The 20,148-nt window shown below is 32.2% G+C and carries 12 protein-coding genes and 1 pseudogene; 11 read left to right on the top strand and 2 right to left on the bottom strand.

The window, feature by feature from the left end:
• The 5 genes and pseudogenes from DN394_RS28175 to DN394_RS28155 form a co-directional block, all read left to right on the top strand.
• Positions 1-734: pseudogene (locus DN394_RS28175) on the top strand (ABC transporter permease); the annotation flags it as partial.
• Between the two features lie 36 nt (positions 735-770).
• A complete protein-coding gene (locus DN394_RS28170; protein WP_000745515.1) occupies positions 771-1,514 on the top strand; it encodes a lipoprotein BA_5634 family protein in 744 nt (247 codons plus the stop codon).
• A gap of 446 nt (positions 1,515-1,960) precedes the next feature.
• Positions 1,961-3,928 (top strand): penicillin-binding transpeptidase domain-containing protein, encoded by a 1,968-nt coding sequence (locus DN394_RS28165; protein WP_048566391.1) that lies wholly within the window; start codon positions 1,961-1,963, stop codon positions 3,926-3,928.
• 592 nt (positions 3,929-4,520) lie between these two features.
• The gene (locus DN394_RS28160; protein ID WP_016087832.1) at positions 4,521-5,054 is read left to right on the top strand and encodes an RNA polymerase sigma factor; all 534 of its coding nucleotides are present in this window, start codon (positions 4,521-4,523) and stop codon (positions 5,052-5,054) included.
• Positions 5,044-5,871, top strand: a complete 828-nt coding sequence (locus DN394_RS28155) for an SH3 domain-containing protein (RefSeq protein WP_098150339.1) — start codon at positions 5,044-5,046, stop codon at positions 5,869-5,871. Before DN394_RS28160 ends, DN394_RS28155 begins: the two co-directional genes overlap by 11 nt.
• 11 nt (positions 5,872-5,882) lie before the next feature.
• Here the strand turns inward: DN394_RS28155 and DN394_RS28150 are convergent, their stop codons facing one another.
• Entirely contained in the window at positions 5,883-7,643 is a 1,761-nt protein-coding gene (locus DN394_RS28150; protein ID WP_064473214.1) for a peptidoglycan D,D-transpeptidase FtsI family protein, read from the bottom strand.
• Positions 7,644-8,026: 383 nt separating this feature from the next.
• On the opposite strand from DN394_RS28150, the gene DN394_RS28145 reads away from it, so the two are divergent.
• The 6 genes from DN394_RS28145 to DN394_RS28120 all read left to right on the top strand — a co-directional run bounded on the left by DN394_RS28145 (position 8,027) and on the right by DN394_RS28120 (position 18,960).
• Positions 8,027-10,159 carry a peptidoglycan D,D-transpeptidase FtsI family protein gene (locus DN394_RS28145; protein ID WP_149294443.1) on the top strand — a complete coding sequence of 711 codons (2,133 nt, stop codon included), beginning with the start codon at positions 8,027-8,029 and terminating at the stop codon, positions 10,157-10,159.
• Positions 10,160-10,434: 275 nt separating this feature from the next.
• Complete coding sequence (gene bla, locus DN394_RS28140; protein WP_033658847.1) at positions 10,435-11,361, top strand: class A beta-lactamase Bla1; 927 nt, start codon at positions 10,435-10,437, stop codon at positions 11,359-11,361.
• A 701-nt stretch (positions 11,362-12,062) separates the two neighbouring features.
• Positions 12,063-13,382: a hemolysin BL lytic component L2 gene (gene hblC, locus DN394_RS28135; RefSeq protein ID WP_048561858.1), complete on the top strand. Its 1,320-nt coding sequence runs from the start codon at positions 12,063-12,065 to the stop codon at positions 13,380-13,382.
• Between the two features lie 65 nt (positions 13,383-13,447).
• Positions 13,448-14,674, top strand: coding sequence for a hemolysin BL lytic component L1 (gene hblD / locus DN394_RS28130; RefSeq protein WP_048561857.1), 1,227 nt, complete (start codon positions 13,448-13,450; stop codon positions 14,672-14,674).
• A 31-nt stretch (positions 14,675-14,705) separates the two neighbouring features.
• A complete protein-coding gene (hblA, locus tag DN394_RS28125; protein WP_001038657.1) occupies positions 14,706-15,839 on the top strand; it encodes a hemolysin BL binding component B in 1,134 nt (377 codons plus the stop codon).
• Between the two features lie 511 nt (positions 15,840-16,350).
• Positions 16,351-18,960 carry a putative mucin/carbohydrate-binding domain-containing protein gene (locus DN394_RS28120; protein ID WP_048566386.1) on the top strand — a complete coding sequence of 870 codons (2,610 nt, stop codon included), beginning with the start codon at positions 16,351-16,353 and terminating at the stop codon, positions 18,958-18,960.
• 650 nt (positions 18,961-19,610) lie between these two features.
• Here the strand turns inward: DN394_RS28120 and DN394_RS29655 are convergent.
• A complete protein-coding gene (locus DN394_RS29655; RefSeq protein WP_239661031.1) occupies positions 19,611-19,670 on the bottom strand; it encodes a hypothetical protein in 60 nt (19 codons plus the stop codon).
• Between the last annotated feature and the right edge of the window lie 478 nt (positions 19,671-20,148).

Raw genomic sequence — 20,148 nt, 5'->3', positions numbered from 1 at the left:
ATAATAAGTTAGCTAAGGCATTTGGTTTTGAAAAAGAAAGCTTAAAAGATGAAAATGATAGTCTTGTCATACCTTCAAAAAAAATTGCTAATTCAAAATCTAATCAAAATAGCTTTCAATTGTTGTATAGAGTACCAGACGCTGTATATAATCAAATGATAGTGGATCCAGAGAATTATTATTTTGAATACATTATTAATGGTTTTATTGTGAAAGATTGGGAGAAAACAAAAAAAGTTGCGGAAAATATTGTAGCTGCTTTTCAGAAGGATAATAAAGGTATAAATGAGCATATAATAGACAACGAAAAATATACATTTTCGACTTTAATTCTTACTTGGATAGGGATGAAACAAGGTTTTGGACTTGCATCCATTATGAGTGTATTAATAGGCATTGTTTTCTTTACATTTGCTGCAAGTTTTTTATATTTCCGATTATACACAGATTTAGAACGAAATCAGCAGCAATATAAAATGATAGCAAAAGTTGGTTTAAGTAAACTCGAATTAAAGAAAATTGTGTCACGTCAACTTGTATTACTATTCTTTTTACCCATTGTAATAGCAATTACACATAGTGTCGTAGCTTTTATGGCCTTGCAAAAGTTAGCTGATTTTTCAGTCTTGGGTAGTTCCGTTATAGTATTGGTTTGTTTCTTAGTTTTACAAATTATATACTTCTACTTTGTTCGTGCTCAATATTTGAAGAAAATGTATAAAACAATGATTTAATTCAATTCAAAAAAATAAAAATAAGGAGAATATAGAATGAAAAAAAGATTTGGGTTATTAATAGTAGCTGGTATTTCGATTACCGTGTTAGGAGCATGTTCATTATTTAGTACAAAAGACTCTCCAGCAAATGGAATTTCAATAGAAGTAGGAGCGATAAACGAACAAACAAGGAGCTCTATAATTGACTCATACAAAGATATAACAAGCTCACAAGACCTATATCAATTAAAAGAAGGGACGATAGATAATAACAAGCTCGACATAAAGCTACCGACTAATTTGGGGGATTCTATGGATACTGCTACTAGTAATTTACTATTTATTAGTAGAACAACTGCTGAAAAAATGAATAAAAAGGGGCTTATACGCGAAAGAGATAATAACGAGGGGCTTACATCATCAGTCCCTATTGGTTCGTTACCAAAAATAGAAAAAGATGAAACTATCTTATTTGCAAATAAAGAATATAAAGACTTGAAAGAACTAACATTTGATCAGAAAAAAATGAATGTTCAATATGAAGGGGATGTATGGCTATCTCCGCATCGTGGTGGATCCAACGTAATCCTATTAATTGTAGAGGATACATTATTCAAAGAAATAAATGGGAAAGAAAAAACTAGACAGATTCTATCTTTTAATAAATCTTTTGGAAATCTTAATTTAGTCAATCAAGGGAAAGCACTAGAATTAAGCAAGGAAATAGATAAAGTGAATACGGCGTTAGGTACTGAGGACAAGAGAGCCGTGAATTTTATAAATATTACAGAAAAGTAAAAAAGTCTATATGGGTAGAATCGCATCACCATTAGATTAAGAAAAACAAATCTAACTATTAACGGCTCGAAGTGATGAAAATAACACTTATACCCTAAGTGATTTTTGATATTTATTGATATAGAATCCTTATTATTAGGATTCTATTTTTTGTTTCAAAAATCTATAAAGAAAAAAGGTAAAATCGGCGAAAACGAACTAAAAGGTATTTTAAATGAATTTTTCAAAACACCACTAATAATGATAACGTTTGCTAAATATAGATGTTCCTTAAGCTTGTAAGAAGCTTACAAACTTCCCTCTTCTAATGCAACTTAAGTGTAAATTAATTTTTTTGTAAATATGGAACAATGTCATTACTTACAATGTCTATTAAGCGTTGAAACATTTTTTATTTAATAAATTAAGAAAGGAATAATGATTTTTAATTAAGGGAGAAGATTGAATTGAAAAAATTATGGATGCTGTTTTTCATTTGTTTCGCAGTTATGTTGGTAGGATGTAATAAAAATGAACCGCCAAAACAAGTATTTGAAGAATATATCAATTTATGGAATGATAAAAAATTTGCAAATATGTATGATTATTTATCAGATCATGCAAAAAAAACGATTTCTAAAAAAGAATTTACAGAAAAATATCAAAAAATCTATGAAGGTATTGGCGTTAAGAATTTAAAAGTTAAAACGAAAGGAGAGAATGCTAAAGATAAAGAACTTTTTCTTTTTGAAGTTAAGATGGATACGGATGGAGGAACAGCTTCATTTATCCATGAAGCAAAACTTGTGAAAGAAAAAGAATCTTGGAAAATAGATTGGACACCAGATTTCATTTTTCCAGGTATGAAAAAAGATTACAAGGTACGTATGCAAACAGAACAAGGAAAACGTGGAGAAATATACGATCGAAATGGGAAAGGTCTAGCAACGAATGGTAAAGCGACTGAGGTTGGAATTATTCCGGAGAAACTAGGCGAAACGGCAGCACAAACAAAAGAAATAGTAGCACAGTTACTGGATATGTCTACAGAAGAGGTCGATCAGAAGCTTTCAGCGAAATGGATAAAACCAGACTCCTTTGTACCAATTGGTATATTAAAAGAGGGAACTAGACAGAATGATTATATTGAATTAGAAGGAGTTTCATCTCGTCCAGTAAATATTCGTACGTATCCATTAGGAGAAGCAGCGGCACACTTAACAGGATATATAGGAAAGGTGAATGCAGAGGAGTTAAAATCGCTTCAAAAAAAAGGTTATCATGCAGATGATTTAGTAGGTAAGACCGGTTTAGAGAAAGTATTAGAGAATAAATTACGTGGTGAAAAGGGTGGACGCGTATTTATGGAAGATGAGAACGGGAAAGAGATTAAAAACATAGCAAAAAAAGAAGCAAAAGCTGGGGAAAATGTTACGTTAACAATTGATGCTGCAATTCAAGAAAAAGTCTTTAATGAGATGAAAAATGAAGCAGGATCTAGTGCAGCGGTCAATCCGAAAACGGGTGAAACAATTGCACTTGTAAGTAGCCCTGCTTATAATCCAAATATAATAGTTAGAGGAGCATCAAAAGCCCAACGAGAAGCATGGAATAACGACTCGAAACTACCAATGATGAATCGTTTCACACAAGCATTTGTACCAGGTTCCGTATTTAAAACGATTACAGGTGCAATTGGTTTGGAAACAAACACAATAAATCCTAAGGAAGAATTTAAAATTCAAGGATTAAAGTGGACAAAAGATTCATCTTGGGGAAATTATTATGTAACACGTGTGAAGGATGCAAGTCCAATTGATTTTGACAAGGCAATGAAGTACTCTGATAATATTTATTTTGCTCAACAAGCTTTGAAAATGGGAAAAGATCAGTATGTAAACGAATTTAAGAAATACGGATTTCATGAAAAATTACCAATTGAATATGAATTTCCTATTTCAATCATTGCAAGAGACGGGATAAAAAATGATATTCAACTAGCAGACACGGGATACGGACAAGGACAAGTATTAATGACACCACTTCATTTAGCATTAACATATGCACCGATTGTGAATGAAGGGAATATTCCGTCGCCTCATCTTTTAAAAGAAGCAAAAGTAGCGGGGAATTGGAAAGAAAATGTGGTTTCTAAAAAGAATCAAGAGATATTAAAGAGTGCCTTAATAAAAGTCATTAATGACCCTGATGGTGCGGGTAGAATTGCTAAGGTTGATGGTGTAACTCTTGCTGGTAAAACAGGTACAGCAGAATTGAAAGAATCGAAAGAGGCAGACGGAAAAGAACTTGGATGGTTTGCGGCTTTTGATGCAAATGAGCCAGACATGATTGTAACCATGATGATTGAAGATGTAAAAGGAAGAGGGGGGAGTAACGTTCCAGGCGAAAAAGTAAAACACGTTTTTCAGAAATAATACGTAACTATAAGGTGAAATCTTTTACTACATTCATTGTTTGCTTAACACGAAGGTATAAATTGAGCAAAACAAAGAGCAATTAAGTTTTGAAAAAGCATTCTCCTTAATCGAGAATGCTTTTTTGTTGTGGCTGAATAAAGTTGATACCCCATCTTTATTTTCATTTTTGAAAAGTTGGTATTGCTAATAGTAAATAGAAGAGTAAAACATATTGAAAGGGACAAGTTTAAAACTGTAACAAAACAGTTATTTAGTAAAACATAAATAGAGCACACAAATAAGTATGCTCTAAGAAAAAAGGTGGTACAAGTGGAGTGTTGCGTGAAATGCACAAATAATAATCAGATTTTTTATGAGTGTATTTTTAATATTGTATGCTTTACTTGTTTTTTAGGAGCCTGTCATGTAAGAGAATGTGTAGGTGATTATTTTATGAAAGTAATTGCACACCTTTACATTTTTAGGAGGATGTTTCTATCAAAAAAGATAAACAATGGAACAAATGAAACTTGTATCTTGTCTATATATTGAAACCATAATAAAAGTGAGGGCAGTTTTATGTTTATTCAAATAAGTTTGAGGTGTGGAAATGGAACAGACGTTTATTGAAAAGTGTAATCATGATGAGCTGGACGATATTATAAAAGACTATTGGCAAGATGTATGGAATTATTCATTTATTATTACGAAAGATCCACATTTATCAGATGATATCACGCAAGATGTATTTATAAAGGTATTTAAAAATTGGAATTCATTTCGAAAGGAGTCATCTATTAAAACGTGGATATTAAAAATTACAAGAAATACGGCAATAAACTATTTGAAATCCTCTTATTTTAAAAGGATATCTTTAATAGGATTTTTTAATGACGATAAGCAATCCCAGTCGGCAGAACAAGAATTTTTTAAGCAAGAAGAAATGAATGATGTGTGGAAGGTTGTATTAAAACTACCTAAAAAGCATCGTGAAATAATAATATTGGATGCAAAATATGAATTATCTTATGAAGAAATGGCTGAAACGTTAGGAGTTTCCATTGGAACTGTGAAATCTAGATTAAGTAGAGCAAGAAGTAAGGTTTCAAAATTAATAGGGGAGGGTAGTAGTGATGAAAAATAAAAAAAATCCTGACTGGTATAGTAAATTAAAAAACGGCCCAATGGAACAACGTAAAGATGAAAAAGAATATATTTATAAAATAAAGCAATCTATATACAAAAGTAATGAGGTAGATTCTTCAAAACAGACAAGACCATTTCGTAAAAAAGCATTGCCAATTGTAGTGGTTTTAGCTTGTACATTTTTATTTTTTATTGTTCAACAACCTTGGATTGATGATAATAAATCACCGGTACAAAGTAGTACTCAAATTAAGCCTAAAACAAAAGATGAGTCTGCTCAAGATCCATCATTAAAACAATTTATGAATGAACTATATCAAAGTACAAGTTCAAAAAATGAAAATGAGCTGTACAAAGCGCTAAATGATGAAGTTCTATTTAAAGGGAAGAGTTATAAGAAGGATGAAATGAAGTTTGATGAAGATATTTTTCATGAGTTGCAAGTCGCTCTTACAATGGGAGGAGAGTTTGCAAATGATACAAAGCAAGTATACAAAGTACCAAGTGGATTGACAGAAAGTAACCAACCAAAGCAAGCGCATTTTATATATGCAACTGTTATTGGAAATAAAACAAAAATTTTAGCTGAACCAAAGCGAGAATCGCAAGTTTTATATGAAGTATCTAATGAAATGGTCAAAGCTTGGATTCCAGAAAAAGTGCAGAATGATGGATATATAAAAATATCGACAATTAACGGTAATACTGGATATGTACAAAAAGAGTATGTATTAACTGATATTAAATATTCATTTATGTTCGAAAAGAATAATGAAGGTATATGGAAAATTATTAATATAGATTCTATATGGTAAAAGAGGAAGGTTCACTTTAATGAACCTTCCTCTTTGTTTTTATTCTCTTTTTGAAGAGTATTCCAAGACTCTAAAATTTCTGATGTAACGAGAGCAGCAATGTTTTTTTCTGAATTACTACCAGGAATAACGACAGAAACGGCAATCTGTGGATCTTTGGTAGGAGCATATGCAATGAAAAGAGAATGATTGATTACTCTTTCTTGTTCATTTGGAGAACCGGTTATACCCGTTTTACCTGCGACATCAAAGGGCAATTTTTTAATCTCCTCTATATTTTGACTCATTCCACCTTGCACGACACTCCAAAAGTTCATTGGATAACGATTTGAACTTTCTAAAATTGGTTTAAACTTTTTTATTTCCTCACCATCTTGAGCAATAATAGCACTTGCGATTTGAGGTTTATATTTATCACCTTTCCTTGCCAAAGTTGCTGCATATTGAGCAAGTTGAAGAGGAGTATGCACTTCATTTCCTCCCCAAGAGGCATTTAATAAAGCGGAGATTCCATTCTCAAACTTATTAGAAGGATGGAATTCATATTGTCCGTCTTCTTCAAAGGGTAAATCAATCCCAGTTTTAGAACGAAGGCCAAATTGCTTTAAATACTCTGTCCATATATGTGCCACTTTTTCTATATTCCCATTATTTTGGTTGAATAAGGGCAAAGCTACTTTTGCTGTCATAAATGTGTTAGATGAATTAATGATAGCCTGCCTCGGTGTAATCTCACCTGTTGGCGTTCCAGGTGCATTCGTAATGTTATTTTGATTATCATACTGAAAAGTACCCTTATCTAAATAAGTATCTTCAGGTTGAAAAAGCTTTTCGTTTAATCCAATTAAAATAGTAAGTGGCTTTATAGTAGAAGCCATATTTACATAAGATTCACCATACTTTAATTTTTGAATTGCTTTATTTTGCGAAAGTGATTTTATGTTTTCTTTTTTAGGTGATACATGTGTATGTAATATATTTGGATCAAAAACTGCCGAGTTGGCCATAGTTAAAATTGCGCCAGTTTTTACATCGCTCACTACAGCATAACCAGCTTTAGCATCAGGTGTTTTGTTAATTTGAGATCTTAATGCTTCCTCTGTTTTTTGCTGCAACTTAGAATCTAAAGCTAGCCGGACATCTTTTCCATTTTGTATTTTTCGGATGTTCCAAAAGAACTTTTTATTATTCATTTTAAAAATTAGAGTTTTTCCTGGTTTTCCTTTTAAATCATTTTCATATTGCAACTCGATCCCGCTTTTTCCAACAGGTCCATACTTAGAATTAAGGTCATTTTCTACATACCCAATTAGCTGTGAACCAACTTCGTGTTTAGGATAATATCGAATCCATTCATCTTTAATTATTACATTATTGGGTTTGTTCTTGTTTATGAATGTAAGTTCACTCTCATTTATGTCAGAGTATAACGGTAAATCATTCATAGTTTGCTTTTTACAAGATTGTTGTAATTGTGATTTTATGTCCTCTGCCGAAATGTCATGTTGAAACTCGTTTGAAAATTGATTAAAAAAAGCTAATGTGTTTGAGGTATCTTGATTCGATACCTTTTCATCATTAGAAGTGCAATATAGAGACTTAACTTTCTTATTTGTAGCTAGTATTACACCATTTTGATCGGAAATTTTTCCTCTTTCAGCTGAAGAAGTTGCGATAGTAATTGAGATGAAGTTGATTTTTAATAAAATTAGTAAAATCAAACCTACAATAGAAAGAACCGCAAAAAATCTCCATCTTTTTATATGTAACATATAACCCTCCCTTATGTAGCCTATTTCATCTTATAGTTAATTATTTTTTTTGTAAATGTGGAACAACTTTATTGTTTAGGTTGTCTATTAAGTATTACAGCATGAAGAAAGGAACCATCAGTATGAAAATTTACTAGCAAGTCTATATGTAAGTTTAATAAGAGTCATTATACAGTGTAGCATTTCTAATGCAAGAGACAAAAAAATAGAGAGAAAACAGAAAGGGAGAGTTATGAGTTACGTAGCTAAACGAAAAGGAATGGATGCTTACAAGGAGTAGGCAAAAAATTGAGACGATATTTATAACCGGTCATCGGTATCTAATATAAAAGGAATGCTTTTAGTATTTGCAGTAATTCCTGAAAGGATTAAATGGAGGATTTATGAAAAAACAAAAAGAAAAAAAGCAGCAGACATATATATCTATTCGATTAAATATAATGTTCCTTTGCATATTTCTACTATTCTCAGCCATTATTATGCAGCTAGGAAAAGTACAAATCGTTGAGGGAGAGGCTTATAAGAACCAAGTGGAGAGCAGTCAAAATGAAACAACTAGTATACCAGTTCCACGTGGACAAATACTAGATCGAGAAGGGAAAGCAGTCGTTAATAATAAATCTCTTCGCACAATTACGTATACAAGGGTGAAAGGAATTACGAGTGAAGATATTTTAAAAACAGCAAAAGACTTAGCGAAAGTACTTGAAATGCCCGAACAAGATATAAATAAGTTAACTGAAATCGATAAAAAAGATTTTTGGATGCAGTTGAATACGAAACGTGCGGAGACAAAGATTACTAAAAAAGATATAGAAAAGTTTAAAGAAAAGGGAATAGAGGGAAAAGAGTTAGGTAAAAAAATTGATGACTTAAGACGAAGTCGCGTTACAGAAGTAGAATTGGCAGAATTAACAGCACAAGATTTAAAAGTGTTAGCTATTAAAAGTAAAATGAGTTCAGGTTATCAACTGACACCACAAATTATTAAAAAAGATGTAACAGATGAAGAGTATGCACGGATAAGTGAAAAGCTTATGGAGTTCCCAGGAGTAGATGCAACGGTTGATTGGGAACGTAATTACGTAAATGGTAATTTATTTCGTTCCGTGTTAGGTAATATTACAAGCAGTGAAGAAGGATTACCGAAAGAAAACTTAGATTCTTATTTGGTACGTGGATATAACCGTAATGATCGTGTAGGAAAAAGTTATATTGAACAACGATATGAAGATGTATTACACGGTACAAAAGAAGAAGTGAAAAACATTACTGATAAATCAGGAAATATTGTTAGCACAGAAATAATCTCTAAAGGAAAAAGTGGTAATAGTTTAACATTAACGATTGATATGGAATTACAAAAGAAAGTGGAAGAAAGTATAGAGAAAAATTTGAGGGCTTTTAAGAGTTCAGAGCCACTGTTGGACCGAGCTTTTGTCGTCATGACGAATCCAAATAATGGACAGATTTTATCTATGGCAGGCAAAAAGATTGTAGAAAAAGAAGGGAAAATGGAGATTGAGGATTTGGCATTAGGTAACATGACAACTTCGTATGAGCTAGGGTCAGCTGTAAAAGGTGCTACTTTATTAACTGGATATGAGACAGGGGCAATACATCCAGGAGATCAATTTTATGATGCACCTATGAAATTTAAAGGTACACAAGCTAAGAAATCGTGGAATGTATCCGGATTTGGTAATATTAATGATTTACGAGCTCTACAAGTATCTTCGAATGTATACATGTTCCAGACAGCTTTAAAAATTGCGGGAGTTAATTACGTACCAAATGGCTCATTGGATATTAAACAAGGAGCCTTTGATACGATGCGTTATTATTTCAAGCAATTTGGTTTAGGTGTCCCAACAGGTATTGATTTACCGAATGAAATAACTGGACAAACGAGAACAGTAGATAGTCAACCTGGTTTTTTACTAGATTTTTCTATCGGTCAGTATGATACGTATACGCCATTGCAATTGGCACAATATATTTCAACGATTGCGAATGGCGGTTATAGAATGCAACCACAAATTGTACAAGAAATACGAGAACAATCAATAAAAGAAGAGGTTGGTAAAGTTATACGCTCCATAGAGCCTGTCGTATTAAATCGAATTGATATGAAGACAGAACATATTGATCGGATAAAAGAAGGGTTTAGATGGGTATTCCAAGAAGGTGATGGAACTGGCGTGAAGCATTTCAAAAATGCTTCATATAAACCAGCAGGAAAGACAGGGACAGCTCAAACTGTATATGGTGGAGATGATCCAATTGGTAGAAATGCAAAAGGAGAACGTATGGAATGTTACAACTTAACATTAGTTGGATATGCTCCATATGATAATCCAGAAGTGGCATTTTCTATTGTAGTCCCATGGCTTCATGATGATAAAAGTGGAATTAATTCTATAATTGGAAAGGAAGTTTTAGATGTATACTTTGATTTAAAACAGCAACGTATACATGGTGAAGCTGCTAGTACAGATAGTTCTAATCAAAATTAGTAAAATGTGAGTATTTTTCTTAGGGGAAGTGACCCTGTTTATATAAAAGCCTTTATAAGTTAAAGGAAGATTTGAAATAAGAGATGGCAACTACCACAGTTGCTATCTCTTACTTTTGTTAATATTTTGGCTACTGTTAAAAAGGTTTTAAATTTATGGAACAAACTTGTTTCTTAGGTGGTCTATTATGTGTACGTATAAAAACAGGTTTTTAAATAGGATACAGTGTATTGAATTTACTACTTGTTTTCAGTATTGAAAATTTGAAAGGAATGATGATTTTGAAAAACAAAAGGATGCTAAAAATAGGAATATGCGTTGGTATATTAGGTTTAAGTGTTACAAGCCTAGAAGCTTTTACAGGAGGGTCACTGCAAGTTGAAGCGAAAGAAAAGACTGGACAAGTGAAACATAAAAATCAGGCGACGCATAAAGAGTTCTCTCAACTTGAGAAAAAATTTGATGCTCGATTAGGTGTATATGCGATTGATACTGGTACAAATCAAACAATCTCTTATCGACATAACGAAAGATTTGCCTTCGCATCAACCTACAAGGCGTTAGCCGCAGGAGTATTACTACAGCAAAACTCAATTGATACATTAAATGAAGTCATTAAATTTACGAAAGAAGACTTAGTTGAATATTCACCTGTTACAGAGAAACATGTAGATACTGGAATGACACTAGGAGAAATTGCTGAGGCTGCTGTTCGTTCAAGTGATAATACTGCAGGGAACATTTTATTTAATAAAATAGGCGGACCTAAAGGATATGAAAAAGCGCTTAGACAGATGGGTGATCGGATTACTATGGCTGATCGCCTTGAAACAGAGTTAAACGAAGCTATTCCAGGAGATATTCGTGACACTAGTACAGCGAAAGCCATTGCTACTAATCTGAAAGCTTTCACGGTCGGAAATGCGCTTCCAGCTCATAAACGTAACATTCTTACAGAGTGGATGAAAGGAAATGCTACAGGAGACAAACTTATTCGTGCAGGCGTACCAACTGACTGGATAGTTGGAGATAAATCAGGAGCTGGAAGTTATGGGACACGAAATGATATTGCTATCGTATGGCCGCCAAATAGAGCACCCATTATCATCGCAATTTTATCTAGTAAAGATGAGAAAGAGGCTACCTATGATAATCAACTCATTGCAGAGGCAACTGAAGTGATAGTTAAGTCTCTTAAATGATAATTCCTCAATTCTTTATGTAACGTAATTGAAAATATGAACCTAGAAAGCGATTCTTTTCATGTGAAAAGAATCGCTTTTTTGTATTTCTATAATGAATAGTAAGTATATAAGTAAAAAATTTTATTACATAGACATTCTATCCCCTAGAGTGCATGAGGGGAGTTTTCTCCTGTGGTGTTCGTAGTAACAATATTATTATTTATACGATAATAATATTGTTGGCGTATGTATGCTAGTTACTCCTAGATGGATATGTAATTTTACATATCCATCTAAAAGACACATATGCGTCAATTACTATTAAATTATATTAAAATCATTTTTGGATGAGGGATTGATATAGGTTTTGGTGAATAAAAGAATTTTTATGTTTAATTATCATAGTATAATTATTTCACTTTATGAAATGAAATTTGGATTTAACTTTTTTAAATATAATATTTTATAATTTGAATAATAAATATCTGAAAAATCAAATTTAATAAAAGCGATTTTCTGGTTTACTTATGAAAAACATAGTGTTTAAAATGAGGGGGAAGTAAGGTCCTTATATTCTTTCAAAAATAAATAAAAAACGAGATGGAATTACTTTTTTGAAAAAATCTCTATCCTCAAGTATGTGTGAAGAAATCCTAACGTTAGGTTGTACAACATTTACGATTAAAACTGTAAAAAACAATAGTGAAGAGGTGTACGGAATGAAGAATAAAATTATGACAGGGTTTTTAATAACATCAATCGTTACTGGAGCGACTATTCCTATCAATACTCTCGCAACGCCAACCGTTCAGGCAGAAACGAAACAAGAAAATATAGATATTTCCTCAGCATTACGAAAAATAGGTGCACACTCCAAATTAACACAAACCTTTATAGATGGAGCCTTAGCGAGTCCGAATGTGCAACTTGAAGAAGTTCCATCTTTAAATACAACTCAATTTCTAATTAAACAAGATATGAAAGAGTGGTCCTCAGAACTATATCCAAAATTAATTCTACTAAATTCAAAAAGTAAAGGATTTGCAACCAAATTTAATAGCTATTATCCAACATTAAAAGGATTTGTAGATAATAAGGAAAATAAAGAAGGGTTTTTAGATAGACTGGAAGTTCTTCAAGATATGACTATAACAAACCAAGAAAACGTGCAACGTCAGATTAATGAGTTAACAGATCTTAAACTACAGGTAGATAAGAAACTGAAAAATCTTGATACAGATGTGGTAAAAGCACAAAGTGTACTTAGTTCAGAGGGAACAGGAAAAATAGACAAATTAAAAAATGAAATGCTAAATACAAAAAAATCAATTCAAAATGATTTAGAGCAAATAGCATTATTACCAGGAGCTTTAAATGAACAAGGGCTAAAGGTATTCCAAGAAATTTATAGTCTATCAAAAGATATCATTGAACCGGCTGCTCAAACCGCAGTAGTGGCGTATAACAAAGGAAAAGAAATAAACAATGCTATTGTAGAAGCAGAGAAGAAAGCAGAGCAAGAAGCAACAGAAAAGGGAAAATCAGTTATAGAAATTGAAGCTGCCAAAAAAGAAGCGCGTGAAGCGATAGAGAAAAGTAAAAAAGGTGAAATTGCTGCAGCTGCGGTTACCAAAACGAAAGAGTATGATCTTATGAAAGTGATTGATCCTGAAAAAATTAAAAAAACATATAGTACCTTTGCCGAAATTAATAAACTAACAGCAGAGCAAAGAGCATATTTAAATGATTTAGAGAAACAAAATCAGACATTATATGACTTAACAACTAAATTAACAGTAGCAGATTTACAAAAATCAATGATTCTTTTCATGCAAAATGATTTGCATACATTTGCTAATCAAGTAGATGGAGAAATTGAGCTAATGAAACGTTATAAAGAGGATTTGAATCTAATAAATAATAGTATTACAAAATTATCGACTGAAGTTGATACGAATAACACTCAGTCTCAAAAAGATACATTAAGACGACTAAAAAATGTAACAAATCAACTCGAAGAACAAGTTAATAAATTTTAACATTAAGAAATAAGGTTTAATGAAAAAATTATAACGCAACTGGAAATAAGGAGGAGAATTAAAAAATGAAATTTCCATTTAAGGTCATAACTTTGGCCGCTTTAGCAACGGTTATAACTGCTACGAATGGTAGTACTATTCACGCACTTGCACAAGAACAGACAGCACAAGAACAGAAAATAGAAAATTATGCGTTAGGACCTGAAGGGTTAAAGAAAGTGTTGGCTGAAACAGGCTCTCATATTCTTGTAATGGATTTGTACGCAAAAACAATGATTAAGCAACCGAATGTAAATTTATCCAACGTTGATTTAGGTTCAGGAGGGGGAGAATTAATCAAAAACATTCACCTGAATCAGGAACTGTCACGAATCAATGCAAATTACTGGCTAGATACAGCGAAGCCAAACATTCAAAAGACAGCACGTAATATTGTAAATTATGATGAACAATTTCAAAATTATTACGACACACTAGTAGATACTGTAAAAAAGAAAGATAAGGGGGGCCTCAAAGAAGGAATAGGGGATTTAATCGGTACAATTCATACAAATTCAAATGAAGTTACGGAAGTTATTAAGATGTTAGAAGCTTTCAAAACAAAGTTGTATACAAATACTGTAGATTTTAAAAATAATGTTGGAGGTCCAGATGGACAAGGGGGATTAACGGCTATATTAGCGGGAAAACAAGCACTAGTCCCACAACTTCAGGCCGAAATTGAGAATTTACGTTCTACGCAGAAAGCACATTTTGATAATGTATTAGCCTGGTCAATTGGTGGTGGATTAGGAGCAGCTATTTTAGTTATTGGAACGATTGCAGGAGCGGTAGTAATTGTTGTGACCGGTGGCACAGCGACACCAGCTGTTGTTGGTGGTCTAACAGCTCTAGGGGCAGCTGGTATCGGTTTAGGAACAGCAGCTGGTGTTACGGCATCTAATCATATGAACTCTTATAATGAAATTTCTAATAAAATCGGAGAATTAAGTATGAAAGCCGATCTTGCTAACCAAGCAGTTATTTCACTTACTAATACAAAAGACACGTTGACATATTTGTATCAAACAGTGGATCAAGCAATCATGTCTCTAACGAATATTCAGCAACAATGGAATACGATGGGAGCAAATTATAAAGATCTATATGATAATATCGACCAAATGCAAGAACATAAACTTTCTTTAATACCTGATGATTTAAAGGCTGCAAAACAAAGTTGGAATGATATTCATAAGGATGCAGAATTCATTTCAAAAGACATTGCTTTTAAACAAGAAAAAACAAATTAAAAATCAATATATATGTATAGGAGGAATTAAAATGAATAAAAACTTTCCTTATAAACTAATTGCTGTATCGACATTTTTAACTGTGACAACAACTACTGTAGTTTCTCCAGTGGCAGCCTTCGCAAGTGAAAGTAAAATGGAACAAACTAGTACCGAAGATATATCTCTTTCTGTAAACAGCGAAAAGATGAAAAAAGCTTTGCAAGATGCTGGGGTATTTGCAAAATCTATGAATGATTACTCTTATTTGTTAATTAAAAACCCAGATGTTAACTTTGAAGGAATTGACATTAAAGGATATACAAATCTACCTAGTCAAATTCTACAAGATCAAAAGAATGCAAGAGAGCATGCTACAAAATGGGATTCACACATAAAAAAACAACTTTTAGATACACTGACGGGGATTGTAGAGTATGATACTAAATTCGACAATTATTATGACACATTAGTAGAAGCGATTAATGAAGGGGATGCAGACACATTAAAAGAAGGCATTACAGATTTACAAGGTGAGATTAAACAAAATCAAGCATATACACAGAATTTAATACAAGAACTAGCTAAGTTAAGAGATAGTATTGGAGAAGATGTCCGGGCATTTGGAGGTCATAAAGATATTTTGCATTCGATTCTGAAAAACCAAGCATCTGGAATTGATGAAGATGAAAAGCGCCTAAATGAAGTTTTAGAGCAAGTTAGACATTTTAAACAAGTAGAATCAGATGGAATAATAACTGTATCAATTCCCTCAATTCCTACGTGGATTGCTGGTGGTGTAATGATAGGGGTAGCAAGAAATAATTTAGGTACGTTAGAGCCGTTGTTAGCACAATTACGTCAGACTATAGATTATAAAGTAACATTAAATCGTGTAGTTGGTGTTGCGTATAATAATATTAATGAAATGCACAATGCGATTGGATCGGCTATTAATGCACTTACCTATATGTCTGCACAATGGCATGATTTAGATTCTCAATATTCGGGAGTGCTTAGTCATATTGATAAAGCATCCCAAAAAGCGGATCAAAATAAATTCAAATTCCTAAAACCTAATTTGAATGCAGCGAAAGATAGTTGGAAAACATTGAGAGCGGATGCGTTTACATTAAAAGAAGGGATAAAAACATTAAAAATGGATCCTGTTTCTTCAAAAAAATAGCGGAATACGGTATTTGTTGCAAGGGCATTTATACAGTTATAAAATGATTTTTTGTTCTTTATAAATTGAAAAGACGGAGGTATAATCAGGCCTCTGTCTTTTGTTTTATTGAAATATTTTTATAATTCCATCCTATATGTAGAAAGTAGTTATACAAGTTTGAATTTTTAAGGTGAATAATTTTTATGAATTTTTCCGTAAAACCTAATCTATGATTAGTGAGCTTTATATTCTTATTTTCCTAATTGAATACTTTTATACAATTAGATGGAAGTTAAGAATACTAAATCAAAACATAATAGGTTGTTATTGATGAGTTTATCGTAAAGTTGTTATTTTATGTGTCATCAAATAACATTTATAAACAATTAGAAATAAAGAAAAGGAGACTATTATGAGAAAAAATAGAGTATTAGATACAACATAAATAGCGTAAATAATTTTTGGTGTAAAAAAATAATAAATAAAATAATAATCCTTACATGCACTAAGGAAAAATGAGGGAGATAATATGGGGAATAATTCAAAATATAAAACTATAAAAATACTTGCAGCTACTGCTACAGTAACTATGCTTGCGACTGGAATGATTTCTTCATCAGATGTCTTTGCAGAGGAAACAAAGCAGCAAAAAAAATTATCAACATCACTGCAAGAGGGAAAGTCAGTTAAATCAGAAAACAGAATATATACAGTCCCAGGAAAAGGGGATGTTGAGATACTGAAACAACAGGAAAGAAAAAGTATGGCATTTAGTCCATATGAACCCACTGGTTTATATGCAAAGCCAAATGAACAAATAACGATTAATGTAGAAGGAAATCAAAATATTCAAGCATACATTGGAACGTATTCGTATGATGCTTCTTGGAGAGAAGATTCTAAAATAAAATCATTTACATTAAAACCTGGTATAAACACAATCCAATCTCCAAATGGGGGGATGATTTATTTTTATAATAAACAACAAGGTGGCACTATTCGAACAACAGTCACAACGGGTGGAGCGACTACTCCTTTCTTTGAACTGGGCAAACATACGAAACAAGATTTAATAAACATGCTGGACCAATATCCAAATGCACATGCAGTGGAGTTAAAAGGAGAACGTGTATTAATTACGGCCAGCCCGGCACGTGTTAAGAAATATTTGTTAGGTTCTAATACAGATCCTGTACAACTCTTAAAAAAGATGGATGAAGCTACTCGAATTCAAGACAAAGTAGCTGGATTATCTGAAGAACAAGCAGATAAACATTATATTCATTACGTAGAAGAAAATCATTCTCCTGATTATTATATGTATGCAACTTCTTATCGAACCGCATATGTGGGAGACGCAATCCAATACGTGTTAGATATTAATAAATTTATAAAAGATGGTTGGGGTCCATGGCATGAGGCAGGGCATTTGAGACAGCAATCACCTTGGAAGTTTTATAATATGACAGAAGTACAAAATAATATTTACAGCCTTTCTGTAGAAAAAGCATTTACATCTAATCAACCTTTTAGATTGCAACAAGAGGGTGCTTATACTAAGGCATTTCAATACTTAGAACAATCTAATAAAAATTATGATGAAATTAGTGATGCTTTTGTTAAGCTTGTTATGCTTTGGCAACTAAAATTAGCATATGGAGAAGACTTCTATCCTAAACTGCATCAATTGTATAGAGATATGCCTTCTGATGAACTTCCACAAACAGATGAAAATAAAAAACAATTATTTATGATCTCAGCATCAAAAGTAGCCAAACAAAATTTGATGCCTTTCTTTGAGAAGTGGGGATTACGTCCAAATAATGATACCATTCAAAAAGTGGCTGCATTAGGATATCCAATTTTAACAGCAGAGATTTGGAAGGGTACTGATTCTAATCCGATTAAACCAAATGTGCCTAATGCAAATAATATTTTAGAAGGAAGACAGTTTGCATGGTCAATGAAAGGAATTAGTGATTTCGAGTTTGCTAAAATCAATTTCAATAAGTCGGCAGAAGAAATGCAAGTGGACTTAAAAGCAGGCGTACCGCATCACTATTTTAATGAAACATATGCGAGTATTAAAGTACAAAATGCATCAGGCAAAGTAGTATACAAGAAAGACATTTATGGAAACAAACAACAAAATGCTGAATCGCAAAAAGTTCCAGTTAAAGTAGGGGATTATATTGAGTTAACACATCTAGAAGGTGTGCATAGAGCTACTTTAACAAATATAGATAATAGTAAACAAGAAAGCTTTGGAAAAAAAGCAATGTACGAAGTTACAAAAGAAGGCCTGAAAAAAATAGAAAAAATGCCAGAATCAACAATTTTAGATGGGAATCAATTTGCATGGTCACTAAAAGGAATAAGTGATTTTGAGTTTGCTAAAATCAATTTCAATAAGTCGACAGAAGAAATGCAAATGGACTTAAAAGCAGGCGTACCACATCACTATTTTAATGAAACATATGCGAGTATTAAAGTACAAAATGCATCAGGCAAAGTAGTATACAAGAAAGACATTTATGGAAACAAACAACAAAATGCTGAATCGCAAAAAGTTCCAGTTAAAGTAGGAGATTATATTGAGTTAACACATCTAGAAGGTGTGCATAGAGCTACTTTAACAAATGTAGATAACAGTAAACAAGAAAGCTTTGGAAAAAAAGCAATGTACGAAGTTACAAAAGAAGGTCTGAAGAAAGTAGAAAAAATGCCAGAAACAACGGTTTTAGACGGGAATCAATTTGGCTGGTCTTTAAAGGGATATAGTGATAGAGAAATCGCAAAAGTAGATTATAATAGGGTAACAGAGAAAATGCAGGTGAATTTAGAAGCAGGTGTACCACATTCTTACTTTAATAATACGTATGCAAGTATTAAAGTACAGAATTCATCCGGTAGTGTTGTGTACAATAAGGAAATAGTGGGAAATAGACAACAAACTGCTGAAAGCCAAGTGGTGCCCGTAAAAGTGGGAGATTACATTGAGTTTACCCATATAGAAGGGGAGGCAGTAAATGAAAAGACACGGGCTACACTTACTAACCTTGAGAATAATAAACAAGAATATATAGGCAAAAAAAGAATCTATCAAGTTACTTCAACGGGATTAAACAAAATAGATTAACATGAAGAACATTTAAATTATTAGTTAGATACTAAGTAGTCGTTCATTATGAACGGCTATTTGGCTTTTATTTATATAAAAGTGAAATATAATCCAATGTTTAATGATTTATCAGAAGTAAAAAGGTAGGTATTATATAAAAGAAAATGAATAATTTATGCAGAGCTTGTATATGGTGTTATTATTTAACTATTCTAAAATCAATTGATAAAAATATTAAAATGTATTTATGCAGAGCTTGTATATGGTGTTATTATTTAACTATTCTAAAATCAATTGATAAAAACGCTGGAATGTTTTTTTAGAAAACAACTGACTCCATACGTGGATTAGTATTAAGATTCAAAATGTAAAATATCTAAAGACCTAAGTACAAGCACACTTTTAGCAATTAGGGTCGGCATATACATAAATATGCGTTTGAGTGGAATTTTGGATGAAAAATCCACATGCATAGTATACCAAAATATTTAAGGTCCTTCGCATGCAATATTGTATACGAAGAGTAGGTGGATATAATAGTTAACTTACTTCTATTAAAAGTGAACTGTGTTTATATTAAAAAAGTTAAACTCCAATTGAAGCTGGTTAAGATCTTAATTCTTCATAGCTACCTAATTAATCAATTTTAGCTACTGAGTAGGAAAGAGTTAATTAATTTGAAAATGATTTGAGTAGGTAAATTCTCCGTTATACTTAATTACTGCAATATATGTCCCTTTAGTATATACATTTGTAATCGGTGTTCTCTAAATTTCTAACCCTTTCGGAGTAGTAATAAATTCTGATTCAATTGTTATAAAATGTTGTAAAGAGTCGGAAGGGTTAACGTTGAAATTTTTTATTTTGGCACCAAAACGTTGAATTAAGTAGTAAGTATCTCCTTTATGAGGTATTCCATATTCCAGTCGGGTTGGTATGTACTATTCTCAGCTTCCTCCAATTCATTAATGGTTTTAAATCCCTAATCGTCATTAAAAGGATCAGAATCTGTGGTTTTAACTTCTTTTATTGGTGAAATTATTTCAATGCTAGTCATACTTTCTACTAATATTAATATGTTTCATAACATTTCATTCTCCAAAATCCATATTGGTTCCTGCGAAAGTGTATTCTAATGTTAGTATTATCCTGATATATGCGGTTGTCAAAAAAAGTTTCATAATAAGTCCTTAGCATTTTATGAAA

It is taken from the genome of Bacillus sp. BB081 (assembly GCF_008368895.1).
GTDB lineage: Bacteria > Bacillota > Bacilli > Bacillales > Bacillaceae_G > Bacillus_A > Bacillus_A wiedmannii.
This window is presented reverse-complemented; position numbering and strand designations above follow the sequence as displayed.

Coding starts and splice junctions, on each gene's coding strand:
- DN394_RS28160 (WP_016087832.1), top strand. CDS start 4,521: ATGGAACAGACGTTTATTGAAAAGTGTAATCATGATGAGCTGGACGAT.
- hblC (WP_048561858.1), top strand. CDS start 12,063: ATGAAGAATAAAATTATGACAGGGTTTTTAATAACATCAATCGTTACT.
- DN394_RS28150 (WP_064473214.1), bottom strand. CDS start 7,643: ATGTTACATATAAAAAGATGGAGATTTTTTGCGGTTCTTTCTATTGTA.
- DN394_RS28145 (WP_149294443.1), top strand. CDS start 8,027: ATGAAAAAACAAAAAGAAAAAAAGCAGCAGACATATATATCTATTCGA.
- DN394_RS28170 (WP_000745515.1), top strand. CDS start 771: ATGAAAAAAAGATTTGGGTTATTAATAGTAGCTGGTATTTCGATTACC.
- DN394_RS28120 (WP_048566386.1), top strand. CDS start 16,351: ATGGGGAATAATTCAAAATATAAAACTATAAAAATACTTGCAGCTACT.
- hblD (WP_048561857.1), top strand. CDS start 13,448: ATGAAATTTCCATTTAAGGTCATAACTTTGGCCGCTTTAGCAACGGTT.
- bla (WP_033658847.1), top strand. CDS start 10,435: ATGATTTTGAAAAACAAAAGGATGCTAAAAATAGGAATATGCGTTGGT.
- DN394_RS28155 (WP_098150339.1), top strand. CDS start 5,044: ATGAAAAATAAAAAAAATCCTGACTGGTATAGTAAATTAAAAAACGGC.
- hblA (WP_001038657.1), top strand. CDS start 14,706: ATGAATAAAAACTTTCCTTATAAACTAATTGCTGTATCGACATTTTTA.